Genomic DNA, 15,393 nt, shown 5'->3' with positions numbered 1-15,393 from the left:
TCAGTTCCCTTCCGTGCCGGTACCGCCGGGCCCGTAGGTGTCGGCCGCGGTGACGAACAGTTCCGCGGCCCGCTTGGTGCGGACCGTCACAACCGCGCCACGGTAGCGGGCCAGGGCAGGCAGCACGAGCAGTCCCTCCTCGATCGTCCGGACCAGCCGTAGTCGTTCCAGCAGGGCCACCACCTCGGTGGTGAGGCGCGCGACGTCGGCCTGCCACTGCGCGGCGAAGGTCGTGCCGTACCGGTCGGCCAGTGCCTGCACCGTCTCGCGCAGCCAGGTCCGCTCGATCAGCGGATAGCCGGGCGTTGGCCGGTCCCCCTGCGCCTGGAAGTCATCCGGGGGATCGAGATCGTCGGCGGGCGCCGCCGCTGCACGCGTCTCGGCCAGTGGTGCGAACACCGTGGATTCGGGGATGGCTTCATCGAGCTGGTCGGCCAAGGCCGCATCCGGCTCCGCGACGGGGTGGCGTCGCGGCAACGGGTGGTCGATATCCAATACCCGATCGGCGATCTCACCGGCCAGCAGCAAAGCGACCTGCGCGAGCGTACCGGTCCCCGGGAAACGGACGTCCGACAGCCGCCCCGAGGTGTCGATCAACGCGACCCCCTCGGCACGGCGTTCGGCGCGCAGCCCGGTGAACAGCTCGACCTCCGCTACCAGCCGCTCCTGGGCGAGGGCGGGGCGCTCGTCGGGCGCGAGGTCCTCGGCGTACACCACCGGTCGTTCGACCAGCGCCCTGCGCACCCGGCGCGCGATCTCGGCGCCGGTGGTCCCGGCGGCGGTAACGGTGGTGCCCGTTGCCTCCTCGCCGAGCAGCCCACGCACGCTGTGCAGATGCTGCAATGCCCGCGGCGGCCGGAACAACGCGAAAACCACCGGCCGGTCGATGTCGTAGAGCGCCTCACCGGCATCCGGATCACTGGCCCACCCGCCCGCGTCACCGTCGGCCAAGGCGAGCGCGCCGCGCGCGGTCAGCCAGCCCACCGCGTCGACGAACGCGTCGCGGTCGGCGGCCCGGTCGGTGGCCAGCTCCAGGCCGTCCACCCGGCCGGCGTAGGCCGCGACCTGATCGGCCAGCTCCGACAACGTGATCTGGTCCCCGGCCCGCCCCAGCGCGGCGAGCGCGAGCGCGAGGTAGGCGTAGCGGCGGCGGTCGAAGACGCGCTCGGCGGGCGTGCGCGCGGGCCTGCCCGCGTCGAGGTGGTCGAGTACCGGGAAGACGCGTGCCGTCGTCTCGGTGACTTCGAGCCGATAGCCGAACAATTCGGCCAGGTCCTCGCGCAGCTCGGTGGCCCAGCGCCGGATCAGCGGCAGCGCGATCCGGTCCGGATAGGTGCGGGTCACCAGGTGGTTGGCCAGGATGACCCGGGCCGCGCGTTGATAATTGTCCAGCGCGAGTGCATCGATGGTGCGTCCGTGCATCAGCGGCGCTCCCCGCGCGACCGCGCTCCGGTCGTCTGCTCGATCTTCAGCGCGCGGTTGTTCAACCGCAGCAGCCCGCGGGTGGTGCGCACGACGGTCGGGCCGTCGTGCTCGGACACCGTCAGGTTGACGCCGCTGTCGGAACCGGTGGTGCCCGCCACCCGGCCGCGCACCGGAACCCACGCGGTCGACGCGGCGTCCAGCAACCGCAGCAGCACTTCGGTTTCCCGTTCGTCCAGCACCCGTTCGTGCACGTCGCCGGAAGCCAGTGACCGGGCGGCCTCGGCGCGGGCCCGTTGCGCGTCCAATTGCGCCTCGCGCAGACGCCGGATACCGGCGTCGTTGCGGTGGAGGCGGGCGGGCGCACCAGCCGAGGGCGGGCGCCCGGTCTCGGCGAGCGTGCGTGAGATCTCCAACGGCGGTGCGTCCCACCAGGACCGGATCGCCGGGATCACGTCGGCGTCGGGGTGTTCCATCGCCAGGTGCCGCGGCTTGCCCAGCCCGAACACCGCGTCGAACAGCGCGTGGGCGCTGTCCGCGCTCGGCGCCGCGGTGAACCAGCCCGCCAGATGCCGTAGCGCCGACTCTCGGCTGACTCCGCCGCGCCGCGTCTCGGTGACCCGGCGCAGCAACGACAGCACCGCGGCGATGGCGCTCATGGTGGCCTCGCGCAGCCGCTCGGCCTCCGTGGTGCCCGCAGGCTCTCCGCCGCCGGAGGCGACGAACCAGGTCCGCAGTCCGTCCCATCTGGCCTGCCAATCCGATCGGCGTTCCTCGATGCCCAGCAGCACTCGTTCGTCGCAACGGGCCGCGCGGTCGATCAGGTCCTCGACGCCGGTCTCCTCGATCTCGGCGATGGCGGCCGCCAGTCGCGGCGTGAACCGGGCCAGGTCGAGGCTGAACTCACGCATGTGCGCCAGCAGCGCGTCCTTGTGCGCGAGAAACGATTCGGGGGTGATCTCGGTGGTGCGCACCAGGTCGCCGAGCCCCAGATAGAAGTGCGCCGCGCGAGCGGCCAGGTCGGACAGCGCGGTGTCGAGGCGGCGCAGCGTGCGGTAGACGCGTTCGGCGTCGCCCGCCCGGTTGGCTTCGGCCAAGGTGTGCAGATCGGCCAGCAATTCCGGCAGGACCAAGCGCGACAACGAGGCCTCGTCGAGGCGCGCGCTGAGCACATCGGCGACCGCCCGGTATGCCTGGAATCCGGCCTGGGAGAACTGATATACGTAGTGCCGGTTGCGGTATTCGGCCAGCGTCGCGGCGCGGGTTCCGTCGTAACTGCGCTCCAGCACGCCCCACTGGTGCAGCTGGTCGAGCAGCGGACCGATCTCGGCGGCCGTCAGGCGTGGGGCCGCCGCCGGGCCGCTGGTCTCCGGAAATCGGTCCGGCGGGTCGGTCTCCGGTTCCGGCCGGCCACCTTCGTGCGGGCCCGCGGAGCTTCGCGATTCCCCGGCATGCTCCTTTCCACCGGCCATCGCGACCGGTTGGTTCGTAGCCACCAGATCGGGCGTGCGCAGGGAATTTCCGTTGCGTCCGATCCACTCCGCGACGTCGTCGGCATGCAGCAGCACCACGTACGCCGCACGCGCACTGTCGAACGCGCGCAGCACCCGCAGGTAGTCGGCGCGCCGCTCGGCGGTGGCGAAGGAGAACAGCCGCAGCCGGTCGTCCCACCGGGTATCGGCACAGCTGTCAGCGGAGTCGGTCACCGGGAACAGGGTAGTAGCGGGCTGATCGCCGCCCGCACGACGTTCCGGTGTCCGGCGTGGCCGCGTCCGGTTCGGCACCGTTCGCCGCGGTCGCGGCGCGGGCCGGGTCATTCGACGGACATCGAACGCATCTGGTCCAGATACGCGCGCGTGCGCGGGTCGCCGGGGAAACGCTCGATGATCTCGCGCGCGACCTCACCCGCGATCCACATCAGCGAGGGCAGGGAGCGCCTGCTGCCGGCGAACGCGCGCATGCCCTCGGCCACCGCCAGCTCCAGGTCGCGGTCGCGCACCGCGACCACGGCCAGCGTCAGGTGTGCCTCGGAGACCCGCATCGGGTTGCGCACCGTGCCGTCGGGACGGGTGGCGTTGCGAATCACTTCGCGCGCGTAGCTTTCGGCAAGCCGATCCTCGCCCGCGACGCGGCAGCAGTCCATCGCGTAGAAATCGAACTTGTTCGCGTCGATCACGAAGTGGTTGTCCAGATTCGCCGGATGTTCGAGTCGCTGCAAGATAGCTCGACCTTCGTCCAGCGCGGTCTCCACCTCGCGCGTATTGCCGAGCCTGGCCCAGGCTTTGGCGCGCTGGGCGGCGAGCTGCACGCCGACGCGCAGGTGCTGGCTTACTTCCAGCGTCGGCTGAACGGCCTCGATGACGCCGCGGTAGTTGCCCTGGGTCAGCGCGAACCACGCGGTCATTTCCGCCGTCCACGCGGCGATCTCGACGTTCTCCGCCTCCTGCGCCAGCGATTGGGCGGCGCGGCGGGTCGCCTCGGCGGCGGTGCGCCGGCCGAGGTCGTAGTCCACGCAGCCGACCAGCAACGCGACCCATCCGGCGAGAACGAGGATTTCGCGGTGCTGGGCCAGGGTCAGGCGACCGTCCAGCAACGAGGTGATCCTGCGCAGCCACGCCGTGCCCTCGGCGTGCAGGTCGTGCGGGTCGGCATAGGAGTATTCGCAGCACAGGCGTTCGGCGGTGATGCGGATGGCCTCCAGCGTCACCGAGGACACATCGGACATGCGCAATCGTCCGATGAACTCGAGCGTGTCCATGCCCGTCGCCGAGAGCAATTCGTCGTCCCGGTTCGGTCTGGTCTTGGGGAAGAACGCCGCGGGCACCGTGTCGAAGGTGGCGGCGATGATGGGCGCGTAGAAGTCGTCGGGGCGTGATTCGCCCGATTCCCAACGGCGCCAATTACGTAGGAGAGTACTGTCGGTCGGCAGGTTGTGCGAAGACTTTCCACGCATCACGCGAACAGCGTCGGCTTGCGACCACCCCCTCGCGTCACGCTCGGAGCGCATTCGGACAGCCCAGACGGGTCGATCGTCGGTAGCGGCCACGTCTGTAGTATCGCACCAGTTAACGTTTGGTGGCCCCAAGAGGGCAGGCAGATGTCCGTGTGTTGACAGCTACATTCGCGCCGCCGCATTGTGCATGCTGGTCATGGCGCCAGAAGTTAGCCAGCCCCTCCTGCAAGAGCAACTGCAAGTACATCTGCTCTTGCACGAAGCGCAAATACCCCGTAAAACGGGTGGATCCACATAAGAGAACAGCGATCCCAATCCAACGGAGGTTCGGGTGGAAGCGTTGATCTATGGATACTTGCGTGACGATCTGGCCGATGGCCATAGCAAGGAGCTCGAGGCCGCGATGAGCAGCCTCGCCCGCGAGGAAGGGCTGTGCTTCGCCGCAACGTTCCATGAATCGACCGGCGGCGACGGGACGGCTTTCGTCGAACTCACGGCGGAACTCAAGCGCGCGGACGCGCATCATGTTGTGGTTCCCTCACTCGATCACTTTGCCGGTCAGACGATTCCGCGCGACATCCTGATCGCCAAACTGGCCCAGGAGGCGGCGGCGCGGGTGTGGACCGTGGAGAGCTGACCGCCGCGACCGAATTGCCCGATACCGCACCGATCCCCAGCGTCGCAGCCAGGTAACCGTACCGCTGGCCAGTACACCCGCTGCCAGGGAAGCGAGCAGCCCCGCGAGCCGGTGCTGTTCGAACAGCGGGTACACCTGCCAGTGCAGCAGATAGACGAACAGCGATCCGTCGGCCAGCACCGCCGCGCAGACGGCGACGACGGCGGGAACCCGGACCGCGGACAACCACACCAGTGCGAGCAAGCCCGCCATGATCAGTCGCTCCCGCTCGGGAACGCCGAAATAGCCGGGCACCGTGATCAGTACGACGGCACTCACCGTCATCCGCTGCCACACCGACGTCGCCTTCGCCGCCGCCCAGCCGAGCGCGAAGAGCCACACCACCAGCGGGGAGAACGGGATGTCCTTCGGCGAATACAGACCGAACGCCTGGTATCGGAACACGAGACATATCGCGACCAGCGCCATCGCGAACCAGAACGGCTCGGCGCGTTGCCATCGGTCCAGCACGGGGATCCGGATCAGCAGCGCGGCGGCCAGCGTGAAGTACACGAGCACCTCGAGAAACCACAGGTGCCCGGCGGTGGCGCTGTCGTGCGGGCCGAGAATCTTGTTCAGCAACAGGACATTCTGCCACCCGTAGTAGTCGCTGAAGGGTAGCGTCAGCGCGACCCACAGCGCCGTGGGCGCCGCGATGGAGCCCGCGGCGCGCAGCGTATGCCGCAAGCGCGCGGCGGGTGGCGCCACGGTCACGGCGAACCGTGCGAAATTGAATCCGGCCACACCGAGCAGCACGTGCGCCGCGCCCCACCGCACGAATACTCCGGCGTGCGCGCTCACGATCAGCACGATGCCGATCGCGCGCAGCAGCGTTCCGGTGTCGAGGGCCCGTCCGAACCTGCTGCGACCCTCCGGTATCCGCTCCAGGTCCGCCACGGAGGTGTTCGGCCAGTCGGTTGGGAGGTCGCCGAGTGTTCGCTCCAGTCGTGCCGCGGTGGTCACGTAGGTCAGCGAATTCCCGCCGAGATCGACGAACGTGCTGTCCGCGCGGATCAGCGCGGGGTCGATGCCCAGGGTGGTGGCGTAGAGGGTGCGGATGTCACGCACCTGCGGCGCGGATCCGGCCAGCCGCCGGATCGCGGGATAGTCGGGTTTGCCATTCGGTAGCCGTGGCATTCGCTCGACCGGCCGGATCCGGATGGCGGCGGCGGGCAGGCCGGACAGGCGCGCGGCGATTTCGGTCGGATCGGACCGAGGAGTCTCCACCGCGACGACCAAGTGGGTGTCGTCGTCGGCGCAACACGCCGTGAAACCGGCCGCCGCCAGCCCGGATTCGAGCCGCTCCAGATCGATGCGCAATCCGAAGATCTTGGCGAAGCGGCTGCGCCTGCCGACCACCTGATACAAGCCCTCCGGTGTGCGCCGGGCCAGGTCGCCGGTGCGCAGCGCGTCGAGCGTGCGGCCGAGCGCGAGGTCTGCGGCCGACTTCGCGTAGCCCATCATCACATTGGCGCCGTGATAGACCAGTTCGCGCGGTTCGTCCCCCTCGTCGGCTTCCTCGATCGGCTCGAGGGTGAATTCGCCACCGGGGATCGCTATCCCGATGCAGTCGGGATGTGCGCTCGCCAGATGCGCGGGCAGGTACGCCATCCGGGCGGTGGCCTCGGTCTGGCCGTACATGACGACGAAGTCCCAGCCGTTCGCCCGCCCGAGTTCGGCGTATTCGCGCACTCGCCGCGGCGCCAGCCTGCCGCCCGCCTGGGTGACGTAGCGCAGGTGTGGCAGATTCATGCGAGCGAAACCGATGCGGTCGAGCAGATCGATGGTGTAGGGCACCGCGGCGAAAGACGTTGCGCGACATTCCCGGAACGCGCGCCAGAATTCCGTGTCCAGTACCGACCGGTCGGTGAGCAGGAGGCTCGCTCCGCGCAGCAGATGACTGTGCACCACCGACAGGCCGTAGCAGTAGAACATCGGCAGGGTGGTGGCCGCGCAGTCCTCCGGGCCGATGGCCAGGTACTCGGCGATGGCCGCGGCGTTGGCGCGCAGGTTCCTCGCCGAGAGCCGGACGAGCTTGGGCGACCCGGTGGACCCCGAGGTGCTCAGCAGCAGCGCGAGATCCGGATGCAGACGATGCGCCGAGCGCTCCCGCACCACGCGGGCGCGGCCTCCTTCGATGAGGACGTCCGGATCGTAGGCGTCCCGCAACTCCGCAGTGATCTGCTCGGTGAGCAACACGACGCAGCCGGCGCTGAGCGCTCCGAGATACGCGACGAGCGAGGCGAGGTCATTGCGCGCGGCGAGCGCGACGAGGCGGCGGGCCGGGCCCAGTTCGGCCGCGTAACCCTCGACCAGCGCCGCAAGCCGAGCGTAAGTGACCTGCCGCGCGGATTCGGGCGCGGCGCCGTCCGCGTCGGCACGGTCGGGGCACCGGACGGCGATCCGTTCGTCGAAGGTGCGCAGACGCTCGACGATCGGATGGACGGTCACCGGCGAAAGTGTAGGAGGCGGCCGTTCCCCGGCCCGAAGGTGGCCCCTGGCGAACTTCCGGTGAACGGTCGTCCATCCCGAACGCGCCGCCGCGCCGCCGATCAGAGACCGAAGCTGCCCGGACCTCGTCTGCGCAGGTACTTCTCGAATTCCGCCGCGATGGCGTCGCCGTCGATCTTGGCCATCGCCTCGTTCACGTCGACCGCCGCGTCCCCGCGCTCCTCCAGCGAGCGCACGTACTCGCTGATCTCCTCGTCGCCCACGGTCATCTCGTTGACCGCGGTCTCCCAGTCCTCCGCCTGCTTGGGCAGCTCACCCAGCGGCACTTCGATGTCGAGCACGTCCTCCACCCGGTGCAGCAGCGCGATGGTCGCCTTAGGATTGGGCGGCTGGGAGACGTAGTGCGGGACGGCGGCCCAGAACGACACCGCCGGGACGCCCGCCTTCACGCACTGGTCCTGCAGCACGCCGGTGATCCCGGTGGGGCCCTCGTAGCGGGTCTGTTCCAGGTTGAACCGCTCGGCCGCCTCCTTGCTGTAGGCCGAGCCGGTCACCGGCACCGGTCTGGTATGCGGAGTGTCCGCCAGCAAGGCGCCGAGAATGACCACCGTCTGCACCCCGAGCTGCTCGATGAACTCCAGCAGGTCGCCGCAGAAGCTGCGCCAGCGCATGTTCGGTTCGATGCCGCGCAGCAGCACCACGTCGCGGTCGCTTCCGGGCGGCGAGCAGACCGACAGCATCGTCGACGGCCACTGGATTTCCCTGGTCACCCCGTCCACCTGACGCACGGTCGGCCGGTTGACCTGATAGTCGTAGTAGTCCTCGGAGTCGAGTTCGGCCAACGGTTCGGCGTCCCAGATCAGTTCCAGATGCTCGACGGCGCCGCTGGCCGCGTCACCGGCGTCGTTCCACCCCTCGAAGGCGGCGACCAGCACCGGATCCCGCAACGTCGGCAGTTCCGGATCGGGAGTTTCACTGGCGTTCACTCGGTCAGCCTACGGCGTGCGGCGATATGGCGTGTCGTATGACGGCCGGACCGGGTGGCGTGTTTCCGCGAGCGGATGCGGCGGCGTCGCGCCGGGTGTGTGGTCCAGGCCACCGAGCCTCGACGCGGTGGCCTGGAACGTCCCCCCTGCCCACTACGCTGGAACGCATGTCTGCGTCCATCCCCGCCGAGTTCGACACCACGCTACTCGACACGCTGCGCCGCCGTGTCGTCATCGGCGACGGTGCGATGGGCACCATGCTGCAAGCGGCTGATCTGACCCTGGACGATTTCCGCGGGTTGGAGGGCTGTAACGAAATCCTCAACGACACCCGCCCCGACGTCCTGCGCGACATCCACCGCGCCTATTTCGAAGCGGGCGCCGACGCGGTCGAGACCAACACCTTCGGCTGCAATCTGCCCAACCTCGCCGACTACGACATCGCCGACCGGATCCGCGACCTGTCCGAGCGCGGCACCAGGCTGGCCCGCGAGGTCGCCGACGAGATGGGTCCGTCCGCCGACGGTACGCCACGGTACGTGCTCGGTTCGATGGGGCCGGGCACCAAGCTGCCCACGCTCGGTCACGCCCCGTTCGCCGCGCTGCGCGACGCCTACACCGAGGCCGCCCTCGGCATGCTGGACGGCGGCGCCGACGCCATCCTCATCGAGACCTGCCAGGACCTGCTCCAGGTGAAGGCGGCGGTGACCGGCAGCAGGCGCGCGATGGCGAAGCTGGGCCGCCGGATCCCGATCATCACCCACGTCACGGTGGAGACCACCGGCACGATGCTGGTGGGCAGCGAGATCGGCGCGGCGCTGACGGCGCTGGAGCCGCTCGGCATCGACATGATCGGCCTGAACTGCGCGACCGGCCCGGACGAGATGAGCGAGCACCTGCGCCACCTGTCCCGGCACGCGCAGGTGCCGGTCTCGGTGATGCCGAACGCCGGGCTGCCGGTGCTCGGCGCCCACGGGGCGGAGTATCCGCTCACGCCCGAGGAGCTCGCGGTCGCGCTGCGCGGGTTCGTCAGCGAGTTCGGGCTGGCCCTGGTCGGCGGCTGCTGCGGGACAACGCCCGAGCACATCCGTCAGGTCACCGCCGCGGTGCGCGAGGTCGAACAGGCCCTGCCGCCGATCGCCGAGCGGCGCGCGCCGGTGCACGAGCCGAGCGTGTCCAGCATGTACACCGCGGTGCCGTTCGAACAGGACGCCTCGGTCCTGATGATCGGCGAGCGCACGAACGCCAACGGCTCCAAGGCCTTCCGCGACGCCATGCTGGCCGAGGACTGGCAGAAGTGCCTGGACATCGCCAAGGACCAGACCCGCGACGGCGCGCACATGCTCGATCTGTGCGTCGACTACGTCGGCCGGGACGGCACCCGCGACATGAGGGAGCTGGCCGCCCGGCTGGCCACCGCCTCGACGCTGCCGATCATGCTCGACTCCACCGAGGCCCCGGTGTTGCAGGCCGGGCTGGAACATCTCGGCGGGCGTTGCGCGGTCAACTCGGTGAACTACGAGGACGGCGCAGGCCCCGATTCGCGTTTCCAGCAGACCATGCGGCTGGTCGCCGAGCACGGCGCCGCGGTGGTGGCGCTGACCATCGACGAGGAGGGCCAGGCCCGCACCGCGGCGAAGAAGGTGGAGATCGCCGAGCGGTTGATCGCCGACATCACCGGCAACTGGGGGCTGTCGGAGAGCGACATCATCATCGACACGCTCACCTTCACCCTCGGCACCGGCCAGGAGGAGTCGCGCCGCGACGGGCTGGAGACCATCGAGGCCATCCGCGAGCTCAAGCGCCGCCATCCCCGGGTGCAGACCACCCTGGGTCTGTCCAACATCTCCTTCGGTCTCAACCCGGCGGCCCGGCAGGTGCTCAACTCGGTCTTCATGCACGAATGCGTCGAGGCCGGTCTGGACTCCGCGATCGTGCACGCCTCGAAGATCCTCCCGATCAGCCGGATCCCGGACGAGCAGCGCGAAACCGCGCTGGATCTGGTGTACGACCGTCGCGCCGAGGACTACGACCCGCTGCAGAAGCTGATGGCGCTGTTCGAAGGCGTCTCCACCTCCTCGTCGAAGGCGTCGCGTGCGGAGGAACTGGCCGCGCTGCCGCTGTTCGAGCGGCTGGAGCGACGGATCGTCGACGGTGAACGAGCGGGGATGGAGGCCGACCTCGACGCGGCCATGACCGAGGTGCCACCGCTGCAGATCATCAACGAGACCCTGCTCGCCGGGATGAAGACGGTCGGTGAGCTGTTCGGCTCCGGTCAGATGCAGCTGCCGTTCGTGTTGCAGTCCGCCGAGGTGATGAAGGCCGCCGTCGCGTACCTGGAGCCGCATATGGAGGCCACCGACGACAGCGGCAAGGGCCGCATCGTGCTGGCCACCGTCAAGGGCGACGTGCACGACATCGGCAAGAACCTGGTGGACATCATCCTGTCGAACAACGGCTACGAGGTGGTCAATCTCGGCATCAAGCAGCCGATCGCCACCATCCTGGACGCGGCGGTGGACAAGAAGGCCGATGTCATCGGCATGTCCGGCCTGCTGGTGAAGTCGACGGTGGTGATGAAGGAGAACCTCGAGGAACTCAACGCCAAGGGCGTGGCCGAGCAGTTCCCCGTGCTGCTCGGCGGCGCGGCCCTCACCCGGTCGTACGTGGAGAACGATCTCACCGCGGTGTACGAGGGCGACGTGCACTACGCGCGCGACGCGTTCGAGGGCCTGCGGCTGATGGACGACATCATGACCCGCAAGCGCGGCGGCGAAGCGGACCCGGACAGCCCGGAAGCCGTCGCCGAGCGGGAGCGGGCGGCCGAGCGCAAAGCGCGCCACGAGCGCTCCAAGCGGATCGCCGCGGAGCGCCGGGCGGCCGAGGTGCCCGTCGTGGTGCCCGAGCGCTCCGACGTCGCGGCCGATCTGCCGGTGCCGGTGCCGCCGTTCTGGGGCACGCGGCTGGTGAAAGGTCTTGCCCTGCACGAGTACTCGGGTCTGCTGGACGAGCGGGCGCTGTTCCTGGGCCAGTGGGGCCTGCGCGGGCAGCGGGGCGGCGACGGACCGAGCTACGAGGAACTGGTGGAAACCGAGGGCAGGCCCCGCCTGCGCGCCTGGCTGGACCGGTTGAGCACCGAAGGCGTGTTGCAGCACGCCGCGGTGGTGTACGGCTACTTCCCCGCGGTGTCCGAAGGCGACGAGGTCATCGTGCTCACCGAACCGGAGCCCGACGCGCCGGAACGGTACCGGTTCACCTTCCCGCGTCAGCAGCGCGACCGTTTCCTGTGCATCGCCGACTTCATCCGTTCCCGGGACTACGCCCGCACGACCGGTCAGGTCGACGTCCTGCCGTTCCAGCTGGTCACCATGGGTCAGCCGATCGCCGACTTCGCCAACGAACTGTTCGCGGGCGACAGCTACCGCGACTACCTGGAGGTGCACGGCATCGGCGTCCAGCTCACCGAGGCGCTCGCCGAGTACTGGCACCGGCGCATCCGCGAGGAACTGGTGCTCGAGGGTCACGCGGTCGCCGAGTCCGACCCGGCGGACGTGCTGGAGTACTTCAAGCTCGGTTACCGCGGCGCGCGTTACTCCTTCGGCTATGGCGCCTGCCCCGACCTGGAGGACCGCGCCAAGCTGGTCGACCTGCTCGAGGCCGATCGTATCGGCGTGGTGTTGTCGGAGGAGCTGCAGCTGCATCCGGAGCAGTCCACCGACGCCTTCGTGCTGCTGCATCCGGAGGCGAAGTACTTCAACGCGTAGGCGTGCGGCGGGCCGCGAGCCATAGCGAAATGCTCTCGTGCCAAGGGCCTTTGCTACCTGGCCGGATGCCGGTTCTCGCGCGAATCGGGTGCGCGTCGGCGCGTCATGGCGCGCGGGCGCGCGGTGTTGACCTGGGCGATCGCCCGGGCCAGCGCCGGGAGGTGGATGTCTGTCGGGTGGATGTGCCATTGTCGAAGGCGTTGTAACTGCATCCGGAGCAGTCGGCGGATGCGTTCGCTTCCCTGCTCAGTGGTGCGAAGCACCTCGGCGCGTACGCCTTCGGAGTTCTTGGCGGACTTACGCGCGGAGTGCGAAACGGCTAGGCGCGTGAGTAGGAGAGGCACACCACCATGACGGCGGATCGATTGATCGCGGGACGGTACCGGCTCACGGATCCGATCGGCACCGGCGCCATGGGTGTGGTCTGGCGAGCGACCGATGTCCGGTTGCAGCGCGCCGTCGCGGTCAAACAGGTGTTGCTCGGTCCCGGACTGTCCGGGTCGGCGGCGCTGGAGGCGAAGCGACGTGCCATGCGGGAGGGGCGGATCGCCGCCCGGCTGCACCATCCGAATGCCATCACCGTGTTCGACGTGGCCGAGGAGGACGGCCAGCCCTGGTTGGTCATGGAGTACATGGACGCGCCGAGCCTGGCGACCAAACTGTCGGGCAATCGGACGCTGCCGCCGATCGAGGTCGCCGAGATCGGCGCGCAAGCGGCGAGCGCCCTGGCCGCCGCGCACGACGCGGGGATCATGCACCGGGACGTGAAGCCGGCGAACCTGCTGGTCGCCGACGACGGCACGGTCAAGATCACCGATTTCGGCATCTCCCGCGCGGTCGGCGACGTGACGGTCACGGCCACCGGCTTCCTCGCCGGGACGCCGGCCTATCTGTCGCCGGAGGTGGCGCGCGGCGAGGATCCGGAACCGGCTTCCGATGTCTTCGCCCTCGGTTCGACGCTGTACGCGGCGGTGCAGGGCACCCCGCCCTTCGGCGAGGGCGACAACCCGCTCGCCCTGCTGCACGCGGTCGCGCGGGGGGAGATCCCGCCCCCCGAGGCCGCGGGCCCGCTGGGGCCGGTGCTGATGTACCTGCTCGCTCCGTCCGTCGCCGACCGCCCGACCATGCGGGAGGCGAAAGCGGTCCTCGAAGCCGTTGCGGCGGGCCGGAATCCACAATTGCCCGTAGCGGTGACCAAGGTGATTCCCGCCCCCGCCACGGCGACGACCGTCCTGCCCGGCCGAGCCGCCGCCGTATCGCCGGAGCAGCCGGTGGACGACGAGGTCACCGCTGTCGTGCCCTTCGCCGGGCCGAGTCCGTTCCCGCCGCAATCGGTCACGCCGCCGCCGGCGCCGAGGCGGCCCGGGCGAGCGGCGACGTTGCCGGGCGTGCTGCGGGGCAGGCAGCGCGGCCGGTTGATCGCCGTGGAAGTCGCCGCGGTGGTCGGGGTGCTGATCCTGGTCGCCATCATCGCGACGCTCACCACCGTCGACAGCGAGGGCGGCGACGCGGCGACGTCGTCGGCGGTGCCGCCGGCCGCCGGGGCGCCCGAGAACGCGCCGTCGACGGCCGACTCGGCCGGATCGCAGCCGCGACCGGCCCCGGCCCAAGCTCCCGCCCAACCCCCGGCTCAGGCGTCCTCCTCCCCGGCGCCCGCTCCCGTGCCCGTGCCCGCGACCACTTCCGCAGGAGCGCCGCCGCCCCCGCCCCCACCGGGAACCGCCCCGCCCGCGCAGACGACGAATCCGGCACCGAGCACCACCCCGCCGCCCGCCACCACCCCCCAGCCCACCACGTCGGGCCCCGCCCCGACCACCACCGGCCCCACCGCCACCGCGACGACCGCGCCGTCCGGGCCGCCGACGCCCGACCGGATCGCCTCGTTCATCCAGGGCTATTACGGCATGCTGCCCGCCAACGTCTCCGGCGCCTGGACACAGCTCGCCCCTGGATACCAGTCGAAGACCGGTTACGACTCCTACGTGAACTTCTGGGGCTCCATCCGCTCGGTGAGCGTGGGCTCGGTCACGCAGAACGGTGCGAACCGGGCGGTGGTCGCGCTGACCTATACCCTGAAGAACGGCACGACGACCTCCGAGAACCGATGGATCGAGGTCGTCGGGGACAGTGCCAAGCTGCAGATCGCCGCGTCGGGCACCTAGACCGGTTCCTCATCGCGGTCGGCGCCTGCTGTGGGCGACTTCGCCGTGACCGCACCGATCGGGCGCGGCCCTTGCTCGGGCTCGGCGTGGGGGCGCACCCGACGGTGCGCTTCGGGTAGCTACCTCCGCCTCACGCGGCACGATGGACGAACGCCGGGCAGCACCCGGGCCATCCGGCTGTACGGGTGAGCGGGGCTTCGCCCGGCGGTACGGTTCCGTGGGCGCACTTCGCGGTGGGGCGCGGACCGCCCGCCGAGCTGTGCCCATGACATGGACGAGATCTAGGAGAAGGACCGAACGTGACAGCGCGATTGGCCGGAGTGCTCTGGGACATGGACGGCACGCTGCTGGACTCGGAGAAACTCTGGGACGTCGCGGTGCGCGAACTGGCGCGCGAGCACGGCCGCGAGATGACCGACGCGATCCGGCACGCGCTGATCGGGGCGTCGGGCCCGAACGCTCTGCGGATCATGTTCACCGGTCTCGGCATCGCGCCCACGCCCGACTCACTGCGGGCGGCGGGGGAGTTCCTGGAACGGCGGGTGACCGAATTGATGACCGGCCCGATCCCGTGGCGGCCGGGTGCGAAGGACGCACTGGCCATGGTTCGCGCGGCGGGGTTGTCGAGTGCGCTCGTCACCAATACCAAGCGGTCGCTCACGGAATTCGGTCTGGACACCCTGGGGCGCGACTTCTTCGACGTCTCGGTCTGCGGCGACGAGGTGGCGCACGGCAAGCCGGAGCCGGATGTCTACCTGCGCGCCGCCGAACTGCTCGGACTGGATCCGGAACACTGTGTGGCGGTGGAGGACTCGCCCACCGGCGCCCGTGCGGCGCAGGCCGCGGGCTGTGCGCTGATGGTGGTCCCGTGCGAGATCCCGGTGCCGCACGCGCCGGGACGGATGTTCCGGGATTCACTGATCGGGCTGACCGTCGCGGATCTCGAACACGCTCTGCGCGTACGTCGTTGAGCTGTTCG

The 15,393-nt window shown here is 69.9% G+C and carries 9 protein-coding genes; 4 read left to right on the top strand and 5 right to left on the bottom strand.

All coding sequences use genetic code 11. The annotated features are described in order from the left end of the window. The 3 genes from ABZ803_RS02515 to ABZ803_RS02505 form a co-directional block, all read right to left on the bottom strand. Entirely contained in the window at nt 1-1,422 is a 1,422-nt protein-coding gene (locus ABZ803_RS02515) for a TIGR02678 family protein (RefSeq protein WP_357031746.1), read from the bottom strand. Continuing rightward, nucleotides 1,422-3,128 carry a TIGR02677 family protein gene (locus tag ABZ803_RS02510; protein ID WP_357031743.1) on the bottom strand — a complete coding sequence of 569 codons (1,707 nt, stop codon included), beginning with the start codon at nt 3,126-3,128 and terminating at the stop codon, nt 1,422-1,424. Before ABZ803_RS02510 ends, ABZ803_RS02515 begins: the two co-directional genes overlap by 1 nt. 107 nt (nt 3,129-3,235) lie before the next feature. Then, complete coding sequence (locus tag ABZ803_RS02505) at nt 3,236-4,375, bottom strand: XRE family transcriptional regulator (RefSeq protein ID WP_357032643.1); 1,140 nt, start codon at nt 4,373-4,375, stop codon at nt 3,236-3,238. Nucleotides 4,376-4,706: 331 nt separating this feature from the next. On the opposite strand from ABZ803_RS02505, the gene ABZ803_RS02500 reads away from it, so the two are divergent. Further along, the gene (locus ABZ803_RS02500; RefSeq protein ID WP_083880623.1) at nt 4,707-5,012 is read left to right on the top strand and encodes a hypothetical protein; all 306 of its coding nucleotides are present in this window, start codon (nt 4,707-4,709) and stop codon (nt 5,010-5,012) included. On the opposite strand, the gene ABZ803_RS02495 is transcribed toward ABZ803_RS02500, so the two are convergent. Both ABZ803_RS02495 and ABZ803_RS02490 read right to left on the bottom strand, forming a co-directional pair. Beyond that, nucleotides 4,914-7,502 (bottom strand): AMP-binding protein, encoded by a 2,589-nt coding sequence (locus ABZ803_RS02495; RefSeq protein WP_357031740.1) that lies wholly within the window; start codon nt 7,500-7,502, stop codon nt 4,914-4,916. The genes ABZ803_RS02500 and ABZ803_RS02495 overlap by 99 nt on opposite strands. 101 nt (nt 7,503-7,603) lie before the next feature. Continuing rightward, nucleotides 7,604-8,488, bottom strand: coding sequence for a PAC2 family protein (locus tag ABZ803_RS02490; protein WP_039798445.1), 885 nt, complete (start codon nt 8,486-8,488; stop codon nt 7,604-7,606). 167 nt (nt 8,489-8,655) lie between these two features. Between ABZ803_RS02490 and metH the strand changes: the two genes are divergently transcribed. From metH to ABZ803_RS02475, 3 genes are all read left to right on the top strand, one after another. Next, complete coding sequence (metH, locus tag ABZ803_RS02485) at nt 8,656-12,252, top strand: methionine synthase (protein WP_357031736.1); 3,597 nt, start codon at nt 8,656-8,658, stop codon at nt 12,250-12,252. A 350-nt stretch (nt 12,253-12,602) separates the two neighbouring features. Next, on the top strand, nt 12,603-14,414 hold the full coding sequence (locus ABZ803_RS02480; RefSeq protein WP_357031735.1) for a serine/threonine-protein kinase: 1,812 nt from the start codon (nt 12,603-12,605) through the stop codon (nt 14,412-14,414). A gap of 299 nt (nt 14,415-14,713) precedes the next feature. After that, nucleotides 14,714-15,385, top strand: coding sequence for an HAD family phosphatase (locus ABZ803_RS02475; protein ID WP_357031731.1), 672 nt, complete (start codon nt 14,714-14,716; stop codon nt 15,383-15,385). The last annotated feature ends 8 nt before the right edge of the window (nt 15,386-15,393 follow it).

Origin of the sequence: Nocardia sp. NPDC047648, from assembly GCF_040642815.1 — a bacterium.
GTDB classification, from domain to species: Bacteria; Actinomycetota; Actinomycetes; order Mycobacteriales; family Mycobacteriaceae; genus Nocardia; species Nocardia gamkensis.
This window is presented reverse-complemented; position numbering and strand designations above follow the sequence as displayed.

Excerpts from the sequence above, each read along its gene's own strand:
- metH (WP_357031736.1), top strand. The coding sequence starts at position 8,656 with ATGTCTGCGTCCATCCCCGCCGAGTTCGACACCACGCTACTCGACACG.
- ABZ803_RS02515 (WP_357031746.1), bottom strand. The coding sequence starts at position 1,422 with ATGCACGGACGCACCATCGATGCACTCGCGCTGGACAATTATCAACGC.
- ABZ803_RS02505 (WP_357032643.1), bottom strand. The coding sequence starts at position 4,375 with ATGCGTGGAAAGTCTTCGCACAACCTGCCGACCGACAGTACTCTCCTA.
- ABZ803_RS02480 (WP_357031735.1), top strand. The coding sequence starts at position 12,603 with ATGACGGCGGATCGATTGATCGCGGGACGGTACCGGCTCACGGATCCG.